Consider the following 20,303-nt stretch of genomic DNA (forward strand, 5'->3'; position numbering starts at 1 on the left):
CAATATTAAATGGTGAATTATGGCAAAACAGGAACGAATAATATTGGTAACCAACGATGACGGTATTACAGCACCCGGTATACGTGCATTAATTGAAGCGGTACGGCCGCTGGGCAGGATAGTGGTAGTAGCGCCGGACAGTCCGCAATCGGGGAAAGGGCATGCTATTACCATTGGCATTCCTTTACGTTTGGAAAAAGTGGATATTTTTGAAGGGGTGGAAGCCTGGCAATGTTCCGGTACGCCGGTGGACTGTGTGAAACTGGCCCGGGATAAGATTTTGCATGGTAATAAAGCTGATATCTGTGTGAGTGGGATTAATCATGGCGCCAATCACTCCATTAATGTCATTTATTCTGGTACGATGTCTGCCGCGATGGAAGCAGCGATAGAAGGAATTCCTTCGGTAGGTTTTTCCTTCCTCGAATACAGTTACGATGCAGATTTTTCACTGCCTAAGAAAGTCGCTCACCAAGTAACCAAACGTATGCTTTCGTCTGAATTGCCGGCGGGTACACTGTTTAATGTGAATATCCCGGTTGTAAGTGAGCACGAGTTTAAAGGATTGAAATTGAGCCGTCAGGCAGATGCCAAGTGGGTAGAGGAGTTTGACGAACGTCGCGATCCGCATGGAAAGAAATATTACTGGCTGACCGGTGCATTTAAAAACCGCGACACAGGAGAGGATACCGATGTATGGGCATTAGATAATAACTTTGCTTCTATAGTGCCAGTGCAGTTTGATCTGACTAATTATAAGCTGAAAAAGAAGCTGGAAGAGGATTGGAGCGACCTGTAAAAAGGTAAAGGCAGCAGTTCCATGATGATCACGGACAGCTAGCAGCTAAAAGCTAAACACACGTATGTTAAAAAAAGACAATCTTCCATTAGGGATTTTACTGGGGTTTCTAACCCCACTGGCAGCGTTTTTTCTGTACTATTTTTTTGTCATCAGGCCGCATAACAATGTAGGATTTGGACAATTCCTCGGCATCCTGAAAGATAACCGCCAGATGATTCCCAAACTCACCAGCATTTGCCTGTTGCTGAATGGGCTGGTGTTTTTCCTGTATACAAGAAAACGACTGGATATTACCGCCAAAGGTATTTTCCTGATGACCATGCTGTATGCCATTGCTATCCTGTTACTCAAACTGATCAGATAATTTTTAATCTACATTATATTGAAATATTACATTATTGCAGGAGAAGCGTCTGGTGATTTGCATGGCAGTAATCTTGTAAAGCAATTAAGACAGATAGATACCGCAGCGGATATACGCAGTTGGGGAGGCGATATGATGGAGGCCGCCGGTGCCCATGTGGTAAAGCATTACAAGGAACTGGCCTTTATGGGATTTGTGGAAGTGGTGATGAACCTACGCACTATTTTACGCAATATAGATACCTGTAAAAAGGATATTACCGCCTGGCAACCTGATGTGCTGGTATTGATAGATTACCCCGGCTTTAATATGCGTATTGCAGAATGGGGAAAACAGCAAGGCTTTAAAATAGTATACTACATTTCTCCACAGGTGTGGGCCTGGAAAGAAAACAGGGTGAAAAAATTAAAACAGTCTGTAGATAAAATGCTGTGCATTCTTCCGTTTGAACAGGCATTTTATCATAAATGGAATTATGAGGTAGAATATGTAGGTCATCCGCTGGTAGAAGTGGTAAAAGCTGCTAAGGAAAAGCCTGCAGATGCGCCTTTGTCCGATAAGCCTATTATAGCCGTATTGCCGGGTAGCCGTAAACAAGAAGTGAGCGTGAAATTGCCGATTATGCTCACCATGGCTAAACATTTCCCTGATTACCAATTTATAGTAGCCCAGGCGCCCAGCCTGGACGATCATTTCCTCGAAGCATTGACCGGGCAACACCCCAATGTATCGATGGTAAAAGGACAAACATATACCTTATTAAGGCAGGCTACCGCCGCCCTCGTAACATCGGGTACCGCTACGCTGGAAACGGCGTTATTCGGGGTGCCTGAAGTAGTATGTTATAAGGGAAATCCTATTTCCTACTTTTTCGCCAAACACCTGATTAAGGTAAAGTACATCTCCCTGGTAAACCTGGTGATGGATAAACTGGTAGTAAAGGAATTAATTCAACACGACCTTACAGAAGAGAATCTCCTGAAGGAACTGAGGCTGTTGCTGAAAGATACCAATGTCAGGAAAGTTGTAATGAATGACTATGCCGCATTGTGGCATAAACTGGGCGAGAAGGATGCTTCCCGCCGCGCGGCTGAAGTGATCTATGAATATGCAGTAGAGCGCTAATGCTTCCGGATTAGCCGGATGATCATCACGATGATCGCAATAATAAAAAGTAAAAGAGAGATTCTGTTCATCCCATGCATCATGGCCACGTACCGTGTTTTTGGTGCATTGGGATCTTTTTTACCGATATATAGATACCTCAATATTTGTTTCCAGATACTTTTCATTTCTCAAAGATCGTAAATCAGTGCTATTTTTGGTTCTTCTGAAAAATTAGAACATGAAATATATACTGTTAAGTGCCTGGCTTTGTTTAGCTGTTTTTATGAATCTGCAGGCACAGGATCATACCGTTAACCTCATGGGCTCCGGCTGGGAGTTTTCCCGTACCGATGAAGGCGTGTGGCGCCCTGCCACTGTTCCCGGCACCGTACACACGGATTTGCTGGCCCAGCATTTAATTCCTGATCCCTTTATCGGTACCAATGAAAAGGTAGTTCAATGGGTTGATAAAAAAGACTGGGAATACCGGAAAAAGTGGAAGCTGAAAAAGCAAGAACTGAATTTTGATGTGATGGCGCTCGAATTCAAAGGTTTGGATACCTATGCAGACGTATACCTCAATAATCACCTGGTTTTACAGTCATCTAATATGTTTGTGTCGCATGTAGTAAATGTAAAAGAGTGGCTGGTAGCGGGCGACAATGAATTACGCATCCTGTTTAAAAGTCCCATTAAAACAGACATGCCTAAATTTTTACAGGATCAGGTTATTTATCCTGCCGGCAACGATGCCAGCGATATTCCATTAAGCGTATATGCGCGAAAGGCACCCTATCATTATGGTTGGGATTGGGGGCCGCGGCTGGTCACCTCCGGTATCTGGCGCCCGGTTTACCTGCACAGTTGGAATAGAGCAACCATTCGTGATGTATACTGGCAGCAGTTGAAGGTAGATAGCACGCGGGCGGAAATGCAGGCGGAAGTGACCGTGGAAGCTGCGGTACCGGGCGAGTATACGCTGCAGCTGCAAAAGAAATCGGCCCGTGGAGGAGAACCTTCCCTGGCGTTGTTCCCGGTAACTTTACAGGCAGGTACCCAGGTGTTTAAAATACCTTTCGCGATAGAAAAACCAGTGTTGTGGTGGCCTGCAGGTATGGGTGATCAATACCGGTACGAGCTGGTGGCCAATTTGCTCCTCAGTAAGAAGAAAATAGATACCCATAGCGATAAAATTGGTATCAGAGCGATAGAGATAGTGAATAAACCAGACAGCCTGGGCGAATCTTTTTATGTGAAAGTAAATGGCCGCCCGGTATTTATGAAGGGCGCCAACTATATTCCCCAGGACAATTTTCTGCCCCGGGTAACTGCCGATAAACAGGAGCAGCTGTTTCACGATATGACAGCATCGCATTTTAACATGGTGCGCGTATGGGGCGGCGGTGTTTATGAAGATGATAAATTCTACGATCTGGCAGACCAGAAAGGTATCCTGGTATGGCAGGATTTCATGTTTGCCTGTACCCTTTATCCTTCCGATACTGCTTTCCTGGAGAATGTGAAACAAGAGGCCGCCGATAACATCAGGCGTTTGCGTAATCATGCTTCCCTGGCTTTATGGTGCGGGAATAATGAGATAGCGGTAGCTATTAAAAACTGGGGATGGCAAAGCGGTTACGCCTATACGAACAAGCAGTGGGATAGTTTACAGCAAGGGTACGACCTGCTGTTTAGAACTATTTTACCACAACAGGTGGCGACTTACCAGCCGGGGGTATTTTATTTCCATTCTTCTCCTATCAGCAACTGGGGAAAGCCGGAAGAATTTACCAGAGGCGATAACCACTACTGGGGCGTTTGGCATGGCATGGAGTGGTTTGAAGCCTTTAATACGCATATTCCCCGGTTTATGAGCGAATATGGTTTCCAGTCCTTCCCGGGGATGGAAACGATACGCACATTTGCTACCAAAGACGATTACGATATTTTCTCCAACGTGATGCAGGCACACCAGAAAAGCCCTGCTAAAGGGAATACGGCGATTAAAACCTATATGTTGCATTACTACCGGGAGCCGAAAGATTTTCCGGCATTCGTATATCTTAGCCAGGTATTACAGGCCGAGGGTATGAAAGTGGCCATAGAGGCGCATCGTCGCGCCATGCCTTATTGTATGGGTACGCTTTACTGGCAGCTGAACGATTGCTGGCCTGGCCCGTCCTGGTCGGGCAGGGATTATAACGGTCGCTGGAAAGCGCTGCAATACTACGTGAAAGAGGCTTTCAAGCCCCGGTTGGTGTCTAACGTAATAGAAAACGGGCAGTTGAATACCTGGGTAGTGACGGATGAATACCAGGGAAAAGCCGACCTGGTCATGTCGGCGATGGACTTGAACGGAAAGACAATCTGGCAAAAGGAGTTGAAGGATATCCAGTTAAACAGCAATGCCAGCGTAAAGCTGCATGCCATCGATACGGCGGCTATTTTGCAGGGACGAAACCCGGCAATGGTAATATTCTATGCGCAACTGCGAATTGACAATAAGGATTTAGAACGGAATATCTTTTACTTTGCTCCGGCGAAGGAAATGAAGCTGGAGGTGCCGCACCTGGAAGTAGTGACCAGCAAGCCAGCTAAAGAGAATGGAGTGGTATATATCCGTTTGAAATCGGATAAGCTGGCGCGGAATGTTTATTTATCGCTCGACAATGCGCCGGCGGCTACACATTTTGAAGAAAACTATTTTGACCTGTTACCTGGGGAAACCCGGACTATCCGGTTGCAAACAACACAATTGCCTGAAATTGTTCAGCAGGCATTGAAGATAACCACATTGGAAGCATCTTATAAACACTGAAAATGAAAAAATTCTGGATTGCATTAGGTTGCGTATTAATGGGAATGGCGAGCGCCCAGGCCCAAAGCGAAGAACATCCGTATGTACCTGAAACCGACCAGGCAGTTGTGAAAAAACTGGATGAGTGGCAGGATTGGAAGTTTGGTATGATTATGCACTGGGGACCTTATTCGCAATGGGGCGTAGTGGAATCCTGGAGCATTTGCCCGGAAGATGAAGGCTGGACACAGCGTAAACCTGCCGGTATCCCGTATTACGATTACCTGAAAAAGTATGAGGCTTTAGGAAAAACCTTTAACCCGGTACATTTTAATCCAGAAAAATGGGCAAAGGCAGCCAAAGATGCCGGTATGAAATACCTGGTATTTACGACCAAGCACCATGATGGTTTCTGTATGTTTGATACCAAACAAACAGACTATAAGATTACCGCCGCCGATGGCGCTTTCAGTAAAAATCCTCGGGCTAACCTCGCCAAGGAGATATTCCAGGCGTTCCGGGAGGAAGGAATTCATGCCGGCGCTTATTTCTCTAAGCCCGACTGGCATACAGCATATTACTGGTGGCCTTATTTCCCGCCCCGTGACAGGAACGTGAACTACGATATTAAAAAGTATCCTGAAAGATGGAACCAGTTTAAACAATATACCTACAACCAGATAGAAGAGCTGATGACAGGTTATGGTAAACTGGAAATTCTCTGGTTGGACGGAGGTTGGGTACGCCCGCGTAAAACACAGACCAAAGAATCGCTCTCCTGGAGTCAGACTGCTCCACAGGATCAGGATATAGATATGGGTAAAATTACCACCATGGCGCGCAGTCACCAACCGGGGTTGATCGTGGTAGACCGTAGTGTACATGGTCCTTACGAAAACTACCGCACGCCTGAGCAGGAAATTCCTAACAAGCCGCTCAGCTATCCCTGGGAAACTTGTATGACCATGGGCAGCTCCTGGTCTTATGTACCGGACGATAAGTATAAAACCGTGAATGTGCTCATCCACAACCTGGTCGATATTGTGGCCAAGGGAGGTAACTACCTGCTGAATGTGGCTCCCGGCCCTGATGGCGAATTGCATGACGCGGCTTATGCTACCATGAAGGGTATTGGGGAATGGATGCATGTGAATGGTGATGCTATTTACGGTACCCGCGCTGTAGCGCCTTATAAAGATGGCAAAGTATGCTTTACCCGTAAAAAAGACGGTGCAGTATACGCTATCTACCTGCTGGATGAAAATGAGCAGGTACCGGCTACTATCAGTTTTAAAGGGCTGACACCTGCCAAAGGCGCCCGCTTACAGCTGTTGGGAGCCAGTAATAAGCTGGTGTGGAAAACTACTGCCGACGGTGTAACCATCCAGGTGCCTGAAGCTATCCGCCAGAAAGGATTTAAACATGCTGTAGCGATTAAAATACCGACTGTGGAAAAAATGTGATTTATGTGTTAGTTCATGTGAATTAATGTTGATAAAGAAAAAAAGAGAGGACGGCTTACCCGCAGTCCTCTCTTTTTTGTTTTATAACCGATAATATCCACAAATGGTAGCTATATGAACAGAAACCCAAGAGTGCTGCTTGTTGAAGATGATAAGGCCTTCGGTAGTATAGTAAAACAACATCTTGAGCAGGCCGGCTACAACGTAGAACATTGTTACGACGGTATTGATGCCTGGAATCTATATCTCAGAAACCGATATGATATTTGCCTGATAGACATTGTCATTCCGAAAATGAATGGTTTTGAGCTCGCCCGGCATATTCGCAAAAGCACCCTGCTAACGCCTATTTTTTTCCTTTCTTCCGAAAGAACCGGGGATGAAGACCGGATCAACGGATTCCAGTTAGGAGGCGATGGTTACCTGATCAAACCATTTAGTTTCGAAGAATTACTGAGGAGGATAAGGGTGATCCTGAAATGGACCCGGCCCAACAGAACGGAGCTGTTGATAGGGCATAACCTGGGTACCTACACATATCATTACCGGAAGCTTAAAATATATGAGACGGAAAGCAAGCTGGTAAAGAGCAAGTTATCCCCGATTGAAGCCAAAATGCTGCGTTATTTCCTGTGTCGTCCCAATATTATCGTACAAAAAGACGAAGTGTTACTGCGGGTATGGGGAAAAGAAGATTTTTATGCCAGCCGGAGCATGGACGTGTTTATTGGCCGGATCCGGAAGCAGCTGAAGCTGGAACCCCGGGTAGAGCTGGAAACGGTGTACAATGTAGGGCTGAGGCTGAATGTGCCCGAAGCATTACTGCCTGTTAAAATATGTGTACCACTCACCTAGCGCATAAATAACAACCATAACTGAAGCGAATTCCCGTTCCTTTCCCGGTGACTGAGCCAGGGAAAGGATGGGAATTTTTTGCCGGCCCCCGCTTTTTCCATCCTGCTTTTCTTTCAGATTATATTAAATCGTAACTTTATTCTAATGGAAACAGTGGCAGTTCAAAAATATAATTTAGACGAAGAGCAGGAAAAGAAAGAAATCGTTCGGCATTACCGTGCTTTATTGAGGGCATTAAAACCCCGGCTAAAAAAAGGCGACAGGGAGCTGGTACGTACTGCTTTTGAAATGGCAGCCGATGCACATAAGGAAATGCGCCGCAAGTCCGGGGAACCGTATATCCTGCATCCGCTGGCAGTGGCGCAGATATGCGTGGAAGAAATAGGGCTGGGGGTACGCTCCGCTATTTGTGCATTACTGCATGATACCGTGGAAGATACAGAAGTGACCCTCGAAGATGTATCCCGTGAATTTGGTAATGAAATCGCACATATCGTAGACGGGTTAACCAAAATATCCACCGTCATAGATTCCAGCACCAGTACCGCACAGGCTGAAAACTTCAAGAAGATATTGCTTACCCTGGCCGATGATCCCCGGGTAATACTGATTAAACTGGCAGACCGGCTGCATAACATGCGTACGCTCGATAGCATGAGCCGCGAAAAACAGCTGAAAATAGCTTCCGAAACGGTATTTATATATGCCCCCCTGGCACATCGCCTCGGGCTTTATAATATTAAATCCGAGATGGAAGACCTGGCGATGAAATATACCGAGCAGCAAACCTACCGGGAAATCGCCAAACGGCTCAAAGAAACAAAACGGGAGCGTACCCGCTATATCAATGAGTTTATTAAACCTATCAAAGAGGTATTGCAGGAGGAAGGCTTTGAATTCGAGATCTATGGCCGGCCCAAGTCAATCCATTCTATCCATAATAAAATCAAAACCAAGGGCGTAGCCTTCGAGGAAGTATATGATCTTTTCGCTATCCGTATTATCCTGGATTCCCCATTGGAAAAGGAAAAAGCGGACTGCTGGAAAGTATATTCCATTATTACCGACTTTTACCACCCCAGTCCGGAAAGAACGAGAGACTGGCTCAGTAACCCCAAATCCAATGGGTACGAGGCTTTGCACGTAACGGTAATGGGCCCCAACGGTAAATGGGTAGAAGTACAGATCCGCTCCAAACGCATGAACGACTATGCTGAAAAAGGCGTAGCCGCTCACTGGCGCTATAAAGAAGGCAGCGGCGCTTCTGCACAGCAGGAATCCAAATTTGATCAGTGGTTTACCCAGATCCGGGAAATACTGAACAATCCCGATTCCAATACACTCGACTTCCTGGCCGATTTTAAGAGCAACCTGTTCACAGAAGAAATTTATGTATATACGCCTAAAGGCGATCTGAAGATATTGCCGGTTAATTCTACTGCACTGGATTTTGCCTACTCTATCCATAGTGCTGTGGGGAATAAGTGTATCGGCGCCAAGGTGAATTACAAGCTGGTACCCCTGAGCCATAAGCTGCGCAGTGGAGACCAGGTAGAGATTATTACCTCCAATAAGCAAAAACCTTCGGAAGACTGGCTCAACTTTGTGCTCACAGCCAAAGCTAAGTCGAAGATCAAGGATGCCCTGAAGGAGGAAAAACGAAAAGTGGCCATGGATGGGAAAGCAGCGCTGGAGCGTAAACTATCCCACATGAATATCTCCATCAACCAGCATAATATCAGCGAGCTGGTACAGTTCTATAAACAACCATCTCCACTCGATTTATACTACCAGGTAGCGGTTAAGAATATCGACCTGAAAGAGCTCAAACAGTTTGCTGTACTGGGCGATAAGCTGGAACCCCCAAAACCGGTGAAGGCGCCGGAACATGTACCGGAAGAGCAGGTGAAGCACCAGCTGCCTTCCAAGAAGGATGCAGAGCTGATTATTTTCGGTGAAAGCTCGGATAAGATTGCCTATAAGCTGGCTAATTGCTGCCGGCCTATCCCCGGCGATGACGTATTTGGCTTTATTACCGCCAGTGAAGGCCTCAAAATTCACCGTACCAATTGCCCCAACGCGGCCCAGCTCCTGGCTAACTATGGCCACCGGGTTGTAAAAACCAAGTGGGTAAAGAACCGGGAAATCTCTTTCCTCACCGGCTTACGTATTATCGGTATGGACGATGTAGGAGTTATCCACAAAATCACCAACATCATTTCGGGAGAATTGAAAATAAATATCTCCGCTCTCAGTATTGAGTCAAAAGAAGGCCTGTTTGAAGGGTTGATCAAGGTTTATGTACATGATAAAGAGGAGCTGGATGAGCTGGTAGACCGGCTTAAAAAGCTGGATGGCATACAATCTATCCAACGGCTCGAGGAATCGTGATATAGTCATTGTTATTTTAAGGGAAACTATCAGTAAAGGTGACGTATATTTACGTGATGTGATGACTATGGGGTTTACTGACCGCAGATAAGGGAAGGCTAAAAGCTTTCAAAATTTGTATTTCTTAATATTCGCCTTAATTTTGCGACTTCTTTTAAAGCAACAACCTCCGATAATTAATTAAATCATTATGGTAGACGTTTTGTTAGGCCTGCAATGGGGCGACGAAGGCAAGGGTAAAATTGTGGACTATTTTGCCGGCAGGTACGACGTGATTGCCCGTTTCCAGGGTGGCCCGAACGCTGGTCACACGTTATATGTAAACGGACAGAAAGTAGTATTACGCACCATTCCATCCGGTGTATTCCACGATAAGACCGTGAACCTTATCGGTAACGGGGTAGTACTGGATCCCGTAGCTTTCAAAAAGGAAAGCGAAGATATCGCAGCACTGGGCGTAGATCTGACAAAAAATCTGTTTATAGCAGAAAAAACCCATATCATCGTTCCTACGCATCGCGCGCTGGATAAAGCATCTGAAATTGCAAAAGGCAACGATAAAATCGGCTCTACCCTGAAAGGGATCGGCCCTGCTTATATGGATAAAACCGGCAGAAACGGTTTGCGTGTAGGAGACGTGTTGTCGCCTAATTTTAAAAGCCTGTATGAGAGCCTGAAGCAGAAACACCTGCAGCTCTTGTCTCATTACGATATTACAGATCTCACTGCAGATATTGCCGCCTGGGAAGCAGAATTCTTTGAAGCGATTCCTTTCCTGAAAAAGATGAACGTGGTAAGTGGTGAATATTTCCTGAATGAACAACTGAAAGCCGGTAAAAAAGTATTGGCCGAAGGAGCTCAGGGAAGTATGCTGGACGTAGATTTCGGTACCTATCCGTTTGTTACTTCTTCCAACACCATTTCTGCGGGTGTATGTACCGGTTTGGGTATTGCTCCGCGCTGGATCAAAGAAGTAATTGGCGTTACCAAAGCTTATTGTACCCGCGTGGGTAGCGGACCTTTCCCTACTGAGCTGGACAATGAAGTGGGTGAACACCTGCGTAGCGCCGGTCATGAATTTGGCGCCGTTACCGGCCGTTCCCGCCGCTGTGGCTGGATTGACCTGGTTGCACTGAACTATACCTGCATGCTGAGTGGCGTAACGCAACTGGTAATGACCAAAAGCGATGTACTGGACGAATTTGATGAAGTATTGGCCTGTACAGCTTATGAGATCGACGGTCAGCAAACAAAACAACTGCCTTTCCAGTTAAACGGTCTGGACATTAAACCAGTATGGGAAACCTTTAAAGGCTGGAGTGATAAGACGTCTACTTGTCAGCAATTCAACGAGTTACCGACCGAGATGAAAGCGTTTGTTTCATCTGTGGAGAATTACCTGGGCGTTCCCGTGAAATACGTTTCCAACGGACCTGGGCGCGATCAGATCCTTGAAAAGTAGAAGGAAAAAAGTAAGGAAAAAAAACAGCAAAAAAAATTTGGCGAATAAAAAAAACTATTAAAACTTTACGGCAAAGAAATAAGGCAACCTATTATGAAATCAAAATCTGATAAAGAGAAAGAGACCAAAAAAACTACTTCTCCTAAGACTGAAAAAGACGCTCCTAAAGCTGCGGCCAAGCCTAAGAAAGAGGTGGATGAAGATGAAGAGGAGGAAGATGATGAAGATGTGAAACCTTCAAAATCTGCCGCTAAGAAATCAGATAAGTCTGCATCAAAATCCAAACGTAAAGATGACGATGAGGAGGATGATGATGACGATGATATGGACGACATGGACGATGCTTGGGAAAAAGGAGAAGATGATGATTATGATCCCGATTTTGAAGAATTTGACATGCCTAAGTCAAAGGGTAAACGCGGTCGTCCTGCCGGCGGCGGTAAGAAAACCGATGACGACGACGACCTGGGCATAGATGATGAATTCAAGGATATGGATCTGTTTAACGATCGTTTTGATGATGAGGATGATGATTTTTAAGCTTTAAAACACGATTGTTATCAGGATATTCCACACCTTCCCGGTTGATAATCAGAAAATATTTAAGCAACAAATGTTGAATTGGGGAAACCAGTTCAACATTTGTTGTTTTTTGGACAATAATAATTACGATTCTCCCTGGCACGAATATGACGCCGTTCTGGCTGCAGATGCCCTGCAAATCCTTGAAGTAAACGCAGGCAACGCCTTCCCCGCTTTACAGGCCTTCCATGACCGGCACGCCGACTGGCTCTTCGGTCACCTGGCATATGATCTTAAAAATGAAACAGCCCCCGGATTACAATCCGCCAATACCGATGGTATTGGCTTCCCGGATATGTGCTTTTTTCAGCCACGTATTATCATTCAATTACAACAACAACAGGTGCATATTGGCGGCATCCAACTCCATGAAACAGAGGCCCGCGCTATATATGACGACTGTTTACGTATGCCCGTTCACGTAACACCCGTTACCACGGAGCCGGTGCCAGCGCTGCAAAGCCGCCTGGATCACCGCAGCTATATTACCGCGGTAGAGGATATCCGCCAGCATATTTTGAAGGGAGATTGTTATGAAATCAATTTCTGCCGGGAAAATTATATGACTGGTGTCAACGTAAATCCCACAGCGTTATTCACAAAGTTGAATAACCTTTCGCCAGCACCCTTTGCTGCCTATTATCGACTGTACGATCGCTACCTGGCCTGTTCCAGCCCGGAACGCTTCCTGCAGAAAAAAGGGAACACGGTTATTTCACAGCCCATCAAAGGAACCAGCCGTAAAGATGCAGATCCGGTTACCGACCAGCGGTTGCAACAACAATTACTGCAAAATCCAAAAGAGAGAGCCGAAAATGTAATGGTGGTAGACCTGGTACGCAACGACTTGTCGCATACTGCTGTACAGGGTTCTGTAGAGGTAACCGAGTTGTTTGGAATTTATTCTTTTGCCCATGTACACCACATGATTTCCACCGTATCGGCTCAATTGCCGCCACAGCTGCCGTTTACAGCGGTGCTCCGCACTACGTTCCCGATGGGCTCCATGACAGGCGCACCCAAAATCAGGGTGATGCAGTTGATTGAACAATATGAGCAAACCCGCCGTGGGCTTTATTCCGGAGCAGTAGGATATATTACGCCGGAAGGCGATTTCGATTTCAATGTAGTGATCCGTAGTATGCTTTATAATGCGACAAGCCAATACCTGTCTTTCCAAACCGGTTCTGCTATTACCTTCTACAGTGATCCGGAAAAAGAATGGGAGGAATGCCTGCTGAAAGCAGCTGCCATGGAAAAAACCATTATTGGCTAAACAGCTGCTCCATCGCTTCATCGATGGTAGGATACGAAAACTGGAACCCCGTCTGTTGTATTTTAGCCGGAGATGCCTGCATACTCTTTAATACTTCCACACTCATTTCACCTAATGCCAGCTTCAATACTGCCGTTGGTACATAAGTGGTCATAAAGCTGCGGCCCTTGGCTATCCGGGCCATGCTAAGGATCAGTTCCCGGTTGGAAACAGGATGAGGACTTACCGCATTATAAATGCCTTCCAGTTTATCATTAACGATAGCACTGAAATAAAGTCTTACCAGGTCATGAATATGTATCCAGGAAATAAACTGGTCGCCAGAACCCAATATGGTGGCAAATCCAAAGCGCAGTGGCTTGTAAAACTCTTTAAGGGCGCCGCCTTCCCTGCTCAATACGATCCCGGTACGTAAAATAACCAGTTTCTTTCCCAGCGTAGTAACCTTAGCAATGCTTTGTTCCCAGGCCTGCGTAGTGCTGCCAAGATAGTCGGTGGCCGGCGGGTCGGTTTCTGTGAAAACATGACCTGTAAAATCACCATAGTAGCCGGTGGCGGAGGCGCTGATTACTTTCTTTACTTTATTGGGAATGGTTTGTAGTGCGGTATAGATGAGTGCACTGCTTTGGGTGCGACTATCAATAATCTCCTGTTTACGTGCCGCTGTCCAGCGCCTGGCGCCTACATTGGCTCCTGCCAGGTGTACAATATAATCAGCCTGTTGGATGGCGTCTTTATCTATCGTTTGTGCTTCCAGGTTCCAATGGGCATATGTTACCGCCTTATTGCCGCCGTTTTCCGGGCGCCTGCTCAATATAATTACCTTGTAGCCGCGCTCCAGCAACAATTGGGTCAATGCCGTTCCTATAAGTCCTGTTCCACCTGTTATAATGACGCTTTCCATCAAGTATAGCTGCTTTTTGAAAATAATTTAATAAAAGTACACAATAAATCGGGCCTTTTGGAATTTATGTAAAAGCAAGACCTGGCAGGTGTAAATTGACTGCTTAATTTCTGATTTTTAATGTAAGTTTGAAATTGAAGCATTGAAACGTGCCATCTGTATTAACACATATCTGAAACTTATATTACCGCATGCATACGCTATACCGCATACAGTTAGTATTGCTGCTGCTTTTTGCCGGCTCAGCAGCAATGGCACAGAAGATCACCTATTCAGAACCGGAAAAGGATGATTACAAAAGCACAGAGTTCGAAATCATTGGCAGGGTAGCAGGCAATATCCTCGTGTATAAAACAGACCGTGGCGATTACGTGGTATCAGTGTATGATAATACGATGCAGCTGAAAAACCGGGTGAAGCTGGATTTTCTGCCACGGAAGGTGATCAGTATGGACTTTGTGGCTTACCCCGATAAAGTGCTGATGATATACCAGTTTCAGCGTAAAGATGCTGTTTTCAGCCTCTGTGCTACCATGTCGCCTGATGCCACCTTCGCAGATGCGCCTATCCTGATCGATTCTACCCGCATTGGTATATATTCCAAAGAAAACAAGGTATATTCTGTGGATGTATCGGAAGATAAGAACCGCATTATGGTGTATAAGATCAACCAGGACAATGAAAACAACAATGTGTTTTACACTTTCCTGTACGACAGCTCCATGAATCTGGTCAATAACAGCCGCTTGTCGCTGCCCATGCAGAAAAGACAGTTCCTGAGCAATTTTAACCTCACTAATAGCGGCGATTTTATCTTTAATAAGCTGGAGCGTACTTCCAACCGGGATTATGTGTTAAATGGCAACCTGATCATCAAACGTCCGCTGGTAGATAGTTTTGAAGTAACGCACATGGAGTTCAAATCCCAGTTGCTGGATGAGGTGAAAATGAAGTTGGACAACAACAAGCAAACCGCGCTGGTAACGGCCTTTTACTATAAACAGAAGCGCGGAAATGTAGAAGGCATCTATCTCTATAAGTATGATTACGGCAATCATAAAACCGTGTATGAGAAATCAACTGCCTTTGCAGATGAACTGAAGGCGAATGCCCGCGGCGAATCCAGCACCAATGCAGCATTCAATGATTATTTCATCCGGAAAATCATCAATACCGCTAATGGCGGATTCTTATTAACAGCCGAATCGTTCTCCACTTCTTCCCGCTATCAGCCCTGGAACCGCTGGAATTACATGTACGGAAGCCCATACGGTGGTATGTATGCTCCCTACTACTATTCGCCTTACTCTTCCATGTATTATAACCCCTACTACTGGAACAATTCCCAGGGATTGCGCTACCACTACGATAATGTGGCGGTGCTGTCTTTCGATGACGAGGGCAATATGCAGTGGAACAACTTTGTACACAAGAGCCAATTCGACGATAACGCCGACCTGTACCTGTCTTACCTGATGGTAAATGTGGGCAGTGAACTGCGTTTCCTGTATAATGAGCTGGACAGAAGGAGCTATATGCTTACGGATGTAAGCCTGGCGCCGGGTGGAAAAGTAAACCGCATGCCTACCCTGCGTAACCTGGATAAAGGTTTTACCTGGATGCCCCGGTATGGTAAACAGATCAGTGGTCGTACTGTAGTAGTACCATGTGTTTACAGGAATTATATTTGCTTTGCTAAAATTGACTTTTAATCACACCTTTGCACTGTGATAAGATTTTTCCGTTCAGGCAATCCGTTGACGGTATTGCTCCTGCTGATATATACACTGGTCGTTAAGTTTTACTATCTGATTCATCCATCCTCCTTTGTGGCAGATGGGTCAGAGGGATTATTATACCTCCTGCTGGCGAGATGGATGCAAGCCGCTATAGGCAATAGTCCGTTGATCTTCACTTCCCTGGCGATATTGTTGTTGTTTCTGCAATCGCTGCTATTTACCCGCATTATCAACCATCACCGGTTGTTTGCCCGGCCTACTTACCTGCCGGCTATGTGTTTCCTGCTTTTCACCTCTATGCTTTACAGCTGGAATGTGTTTTCTCCTGCGTTGCTGGTCAACCTGATTATGCTGTGGGTGTTTTCCAGTATAACGGAGCTGTATACACGGACTTCCGCCCGGGATGTGGTATTTAACATCGGGTTTGCGTTGGGGGTATGTGGATTGTTTTATTTTCCGTCTGTCATCTTCTGTGTGCTGTTGTTGGCGAGCATGCTCATTATGCGGGCTTTCCGCCTGGCGGAATGGATTATTGCCATGCTGGGGCTCATATGTCCGATTTATTTGATGGGTACTTATCTCTTCCTGACCGGGCAGATGACTTTGCTCTTGAAAATACCGAATATTGGGTTGTCGCTACCTATGATTAAGGATTATAAGGTATGGGGAGCCATGGTGGCCTGTTTGTTGTTTTTTGTGATAGGCTGGCTGTTATTACAGCGTCCGCTTAAGAAAATGTTGATTCAGGGCCGTAAGATATGGGCCGCATTGATCATATATGTGCTGGTAGCCATGCTGGTACCGTTTTTTAACGTACATTTTTCTGCCGGGTACTGGGTATTGGCCGTTTTGCCGGTTTCCATGTTTGCCGGTAACGTCTTTTGGTCGGTCACAAATGATACTTTTGCCAACGTTATCCACTTTATCACACTGGCGTACGTCATCGTTATGCAGTATTTCAGCTAGTTTCTCCATTTTAAAAGGCTGATTACCAGTAATTTGTTAAATCAGGACAAACGGCAATGGAAAATTGCGAACGGCGAAGTAATTTTGTCCTTTCCCATTAGATTTGTCATTCGTGAAAAATGAGGATAAAAACGGGGATAGAAACAGTTTTTAAAAACATTATTTACACATAAACACAAAACATTTTCAGATGAAATTTGGCGTTGTCACCTTTCCCGGTTCTAATTGTGATCATGATATGATTGATTCCCTGCGTAACGACCTGGGACAGGAAGTAATAGAACTGTGGCATAAGGACAGAGACCTGAGCGCATTCACTACCAATGACTGCATCGTATTGCCGGGTGGTTTTTCTTATGGCGACTACCTGCGTTGCGGCGCTATCGCGAGATTTAGCCCAATGATGCAGAGTGTGATTGAATTTGCCAACAAAGGTGGCCGCGTAATCGGTGTTTGTAATGGTTTCCAGGTATTATGCGAAGCCGGCCTGTTGCCAGGTGCATTATTGCTGAATGACCACCAGCAGTTTGTTTGCAAGAACGTTTTCCTGAAAAGCGAAAATACCACTACCTCGCTCACTAAAGATGTAACCGGCAGGGCGCTGATGATACCCGTAGCCCATGGAGAAGGCCGCTACTATGCCGATGATGCTACCATTGAAGAACTGTTTAAGAATAACCAGGTACTGTTCCGCTACTGCGATGAGTTTGGCAACATTATTGAATCTGCTAATCCAAACGGCGCCATCCGTAATATCGCGGGTATTTGTAACAAAGAAAGAAATGTCTTTGGTATGATGCCTCACCCGGAAAGAGCTACCAGCCTCGCCCTGGGTAATACGGACGGGCAGCTGATTTTACAGAGTCTGATCAATAACAACTAATAGATTAAATCAACCAACCAATTAAAAAGAAAAGCATGAAAAAATTACTCACAGCACTGGCATTGTTCGCCTTGCCCATCCTGGCAAGTGCACAAATCGAAAATCCGGTAAAATGGAGCTTCTCTGCCAAGAAAGTAAATGCCAACACCTACGAGGTACACGCCATCGCTACAATCGAAGCTGGCTGGCATCTGTACGCGCAGGAAGCAGGAGAAGGTCCGGTACCTACCTCTTTCAAGTTTACTAAAAATCCACTGGCAACACTGGATGGTAAAGTAACGGAAGCGGGTAAACTGCATAAGGCATTCGACAAAAACTTCAACTCTGAACTGAAATACTACGAAAACACAGTAGACTTCGTGCAGAAAGTAACCGTAAAAGGTAAAGCAGCTACTAAAGTGAAAGGCTCTGTAGAATTCATGGTGTGTGATGACCATCAGTGTCTGCCTCCAAAAGAACTGGAATTTGCGGTGAATGTAGGAGGAAAGTAAATTGTATCCGGTAACTGATAAAAATACTCGTAAAACGAGTTCCTCTTCCAGGGAACTCGTTTCTTGTTTTCTCAGATCTATATTATTTAAAGCCTATTGACTTTATGAAGCAACTGCTTTCATTTTTGATACCTGTCTTCGCCCTCTTTGCCTTGCATGCAAATGGCCAGGACAACAGCCCGAAACCTGTTAAATGGCAGTTTTCCGCAGAAAAAAAAGGCGACCAGGAATATGTACTGCACCTGAAAGGTATGGTAGACAAAGGCTGGTTGATTTTTTCCACCACTATGGGAAATGATGATCCCAATACCAGGGTAGCGCTGGACACCAGCGTGAATGCTACTATTGCCGGCATTACAGAAAATGGTAAGCTGGAAAGCCGCAAAGAGCCATTATTCGACAATCTCGACATCAAATATTTCGAGAATGAAGTGGAATTACTGGCGGATGTAAAGCTGAAAGGCGCAACGTCCAAACTGAGTGGTACCATTACTTACATGGCCCTGAAAGGGGAGGAGGCGGTTCCGGTAGAAGAAACTTTCAGCGTGCCGGTGGAGCAATCTGCCAGCGCTGGTACTGCGCCTACTGCTGCTGCCGGTAGTAAGGATACCGCTTCAGGAGATGTGGCCGACGATGATGCCTCTAATAAATCGCTCTGGTGGATATTTATCGCCAGCTTTGGTGGTGGTTTTATCGCATTAATTACGCCTTGCGTATTTTCTATGATTCCTATCACGGTGAGTTTCTTCACCAAGCGTAGCGGCACCCGTGCTCAAGGTATCAAGAATGCCTTTACTTATTCTTTGTCTATCATCGTTATTTATACGCTGCTGGGCTTTCTTATCACCAAGATATTCGGCGCCAGTGCGCTGAATTCCCTGGCGAGTAACGGTATCGCCAACATGATTTTCTTTGTGATCTTCCTGTTGTTTGCGTTCTCGTTCCTGGGCGCATTTGAAATCAGCCTGCCCAGCTCCTGGGCCAATGTGTCTGATTCTAAAGCAGGTATGGGCAGCATGCTGGGTATCTTCTTCATGGCACTCACCCTGGCCATCGTATCTTTCTCCTGTACAGGTCCTATTTTAGGAAATCTGTTGGTGCTGGCGGCTAAAGGAGGTAACTCCGGTCCCCTGGTAGGTATGTTTGGCTTTTCCCTGGCCCTGGCCATCCCGTTCTCCTTATTCGCGCTGTTTCCCAGCCTGCTGAATAAGATCGGGAAATCCGGTGGTTGGTTAAATGCGGTGAAAGTAACCCTGGGTTTCATTGAATTGGCGCTGGCGTTGAAGTTTTTCTCCAACGTAGATATGGCGTATCACTGGAACCTGCTGGACCGTGAAATATTCCTCGCCCTGTGGATCGCTATCTTCGGATTGCTTACGCTGTACCTGATTGGCAAGCTGAAATTCAGCCATGACAGCGATGTTCCTTTCCTGTCGGTTACAAGGCTCTGCTTCGCCATCGTTACGTTTACCTTCGTGGTATATATGATCCCGGGTATGTGGGGGGCGCCACTGAGAGGTATTAGTGGATTCCTGCCACACGAAGGTTCCCAGGACTTTAACCTGAATAAATCGCTGGTGGATATCCAGGCGACCCTGGAAAGTGGCGCTGGTAGCGGCACTGGCGGCAGCCAGGCTAACACCGTGAAACCAAAAAAACTGGTGGGGATCTTACACTCTGAAATTCCGGGTGTGGAAAACGTATTCTTCGACTACGAGGAAGCGCTGGCAGCAGCTAAAGCGGCCAATAAGCCCCTGATGCTCGACTTCACCGGTCATACCTGCGTAAACTGCCGTAAGTTCGAAAAATCGGTACTGTCATCGCCTGCAGTAATGAAAATCCTGCGCAACGACTTTATCGTGGCTTCTTTATACACGGATGAAAAAACATCGCTGGAAGATGCGGAAAAATATGTTTCCAAAACTACCGGTGAAAAAGTGAACAACGTGGGACAGAAGAACCAGGACCTGGAAGTATCTAACTTCAATCGTAACTCACAACCTTACTATATCCCGGTTGACCTGGAAGGTAAGCCACTGGTGAATAAAGGATATGGTTATGATCCGAAGGAAGATGTGGATGCATTTGTGAAATACCTGGAAGGAGCAAAAGCAGAATTTGCTAAACGTCATGCCAAGTAATTAGCAGGATGCTATAAAAGAAGCCGGCGGTATCTGTGAAGAAACCGCCGGCTTTATTTTTTGCTGAAGCCAGCTGTATG

The 20,303-nt window shown here is 45.8% G+C and carries 17 protein-coding genes; 15 read left to right on the plus strand and 2 right to left on the minus strand.

The annotated features are described in order from the left end of the window. Positions 1-19 precede the first annotated feature (19 nt). The 3 genes from surE to lpxB all read left to right on the plus strand — a co-directional run bounded on the left by surE (position 20) and on the right by lpxB (position 2,291). Positions 20-799 carry a 5'/3'-nucleotidase SurE gene (gene surE, locus FHW36_RS06840; RefSeq protein ID WP_145664445.1) on the plus strand — a complete coding sequence of 260 codons (780 nt, stop codon included), beginning with the start codon at positions 20-22 and terminating at the stop codon, positions 797-799. A 64-nt stretch (positions 800-863) separates the two neighbouring features. Further along, entirely contained in the window at positions 864-1,166 is a 303-nt protein-coding gene (locus FHW36_RS06845) for a hypothetical protein (RefSeq protein WP_145664450.1), read from the plus strand. Between the two features lie 18 nt (positions 1,167-1,184). Further along, the gene (gene lpxB / locus FHW36_RS06850; RefSeq protein ID WP_145664453.1) at positions 1,185-2,291 is read left to right on the plus strand and encodes a lipid-A-disaccharide synthase; all 1,107 of its coding nucleotides are present in this window, start codon (positions 1,185-1,187) and stop codon (positions 2,289-2,291) included. Here lpxB and FHW36_RS30990 read toward each other — a convergent pair. Beyond that, on the minus strand, positions 2,288-2,458 hold the full coding sequence (locus FHW36_RS30990) for a DUF6728 family protein (protein WP_317131881.1): 171 nt from the start codon (positions 2,456-2,458) through the stop codon (positions 2,288-2,290). The genes lpxB and FHW36_RS30990 overlap by 4 nt on opposite strands. A gap of 53 nt (positions 2,459-2,511) precedes the next feature. Between FHW36_RS30990 and FHW36_RS06855 the strand changes: the two genes are divergently transcribed. The 7 genes from FHW36_RS06855 to FHW36_RS06885 all read left to right on the plus strand — a co-directional run bounded on the left by FHW36_RS06855 (position 2,512) and on the right by FHW36_RS06885 (position 13,099). Then, on the plus strand, positions 2,512-5,091 hold the full coding sequence (locus FHW36_RS06855; protein WP_246121087.1) for a beta-mannosidase: 2,580 nt from the start codon (positions 2,512-2,514) through the stop codon (positions 5,089-5,091). Positions 5,092-5,093: 2 nt separating this feature from the next. Beyond that, the gene (locus FHW36_RS06860; RefSeq protein WP_145664456.1) at positions 5,094-6,533 is read left to right on the plus strand and encodes an alpha-L-fucosidase; all 1,440 of its coding nucleotides are present in this window, start codon (positions 5,094-5,096) and stop codon (positions 6,531-6,533) included. Positions 6,534-6,647: 114 nt separating this feature from the next. After that, the gene (locus tag FHW36_RS06865) at positions 6,648-7,388 is read left to right on the plus strand and encodes a response regulator transcription factor (RefSeq protein WP_145664458.1); all 741 of its coding nucleotides are present in this window, start codon (positions 6,648-6,650) and stop codon (positions 7,386-7,388) included. A 144-nt stretch (positions 7,389-7,532) separates the two neighbouring features. Next, positions 7,533-9,779: a RelA/SpoT family protein gene (locus FHW36_RS06870; RefSeq protein ID WP_145664460.1), complete on the plus strand. Its 2,247-nt coding sequence runs from the start codon at positions 7,533-7,535 to the stop codon at positions 9,777-9,779. 190 nt (positions 9,780-9,969) lie between these two features. Further along, the gene (locus FHW36_RS06875) at positions 9,970-11,241 is read left to right on the plus strand and encodes an adenylosuccinate synthase (RefSeq protein ID WP_145664463.1); all 1,272 of its coding nucleotides are present in this window, start codon (positions 9,970-9,972) and stop codon (positions 11,239-11,241) included. 93 nt (positions 11,242-11,334) lie between these two features. Beyond that, positions 11,335-11,781 carry a hypothetical protein gene (locus tag FHW36_RS06880; RefSeq protein ID WP_145664465.1) on the plus strand — a complete coding sequence of 149 codons (447 nt, stop codon included), beginning with the start codon at positions 11,335-11,337 and terminating at the stop codon, positions 11,779-11,781. 112 nt (positions 11,782-11,893) lie between these two features. Then, complete coding sequence (locus FHW36_RS06885; protein ID WP_246121089.1) at positions 11,894-13,099, plus strand: anthranilate synthase component I family protein; 1,206 nt, start codon at positions 11,894-11,896, stop codon at positions 13,097-13,099. Here FHW36_RS06885 and FHW36_RS06890 read toward each other — a convergent pair. Continuing rightward, positions 13,089-14,003, minus strand: a complete 915-nt coding sequence (locus FHW36_RS06890) for a TIGR01777 family oxidoreductase (RefSeq protein ID WP_145664471.1) — start codon at positions 14,001-14,003, stop codon at positions 13,089-13,091. The genes FHW36_RS06885 and FHW36_RS06890 overlap by 11 nt on opposite strands. A 191-nt stretch (positions 14,004-14,194) precedes the next feature. On the opposite strand from FHW36_RS06890, the gene FHW36_RS06895 reads away from it, so the two are divergent. The 5 genes from FHW36_RS06895 to FHW36_RS06915 all read left to right on the plus strand — a co-directional run bounded on the left by FHW36_RS06895 (position 14,195) and on the right by FHW36_RS06915 (position 20,223). Beyond that, entirely contained in the window at positions 14,195-15,715 is a 1,521-nt protein-coding gene (locus tag FHW36_RS06895; protein WP_145664474.1) for a hypothetical protein, read from the plus strand. Between the two features lie 15 nt (positions 15,716-15,730). Then, on the plus strand, positions 15,731-16,708 hold the full coding sequence (locus FHW36_RS06900; protein ID WP_145664477.1) for a hypothetical protein: 978 nt from the start codon (positions 15,731-15,733) through the stop codon (positions 16,706-16,708). Positions 16,709-16,898: 190 nt separating this feature from the next. Next, the gene (purQ, locus tag FHW36_RS06905) at positions 16,899-17,591 is read left to right on the plus strand and encodes a phosphoribosylformylglycinamidine synthase subunit PurQ (RefSeq protein WP_145664480.1); all 693 of its coding nucleotides are present in this window, start codon (positions 16,899-16,901) and stop codon (positions 17,589-17,591) included. Positions 17,592-17,626: 35 nt separating this feature from the next. Further along, entirely contained in the window at positions 17,627-18,082 is a 456-nt protein-coding gene (locus tag FHW36_RS06910; RefSeq protein WP_145664482.1) for a protein-disulfide reductase DsbD domain-containing protein, read from the plus strand. Between the two features lie 104 nt (positions 18,083-18,186). Then, the gene (locus FHW36_RS06915) at positions 18,187-20,223 is read left to right on the plus strand and encodes a protein-disulfide reductase DsbD family protein (RefSeq protein WP_145664485.1); all 2,037 of its coding nucleotides are present in this window, start codon (positions 18,187-18,189) and stop codon (positions 20,221-20,223) included. The last annotated feature ends 80 nt before the right edge of the window (positions 20,224-20,303 follow it).

The organism is Chitinophaga polysaccharea, assembly GCF_007829335.1.
Taxonomy (GTDB): domain Bacteria; phylum Bacteroidota; class Bacteroidia; order Chitinophagales; family Chitinophagaceae; genus Chitinophaga; species Chitinophaga polysaccharea_B.